Genomic DNA, 337 nt, shown 5'->3' with positions numbered 1-337 from the left:
CCTTGTTTTCATGCAGGATAACGAAGTCGTCCGCATAACGGATTAACGAGATTGCATCGCGTTTGTTTGTACGGCTTTCTTTTCCTGGTAGCTTAACCGCTAAGGATTTGATGCTTTCTTCCATGCCGTGGAGGGCAATATTTGCTAGTAAGGGGCTGATTCCCCCTCCTTGCGGTGTGCCTTCTTCCGTTTTGAATAGCTGTCCGGTGTCAATTCCCCCTGCTTTTAGCCATGCCTTGACTTGTCGTCGGATTGCCGGAAAGGCATCAAGTTTATTGAGAAGTTTTTCATGGTCAATTCGGTCGAAGCATTTTGCAATATCTGCATCCAGTACCCA

1 protein-coding gene is annotated in these 337 nt (G+C 46.9%); it reads right to left on the bottom strand.

The window, feature by feature from the left end:
- The coding region (locus LKK83_RS14775; protein WP_324631961.1) for a reverse transcriptase/maturase family protein at positions 1 to 337 on the bottom strand (337 nt) is incomplete at both ends.

This window comes from Phormidium sp. CCY1219, assembly GCF_035615515.1.
Taxonomy (GTDB): Bacteria; Cyanobacteriota; Cyanobacteriia; order Cyanobacteriales; family Laspinemataceae; genus CCY1219.
The sequence above is the reverse complement of the archived record's forward strand: the minus strand, read 5'-3'. Positions and strand labels throughout refer to the sequence as shown.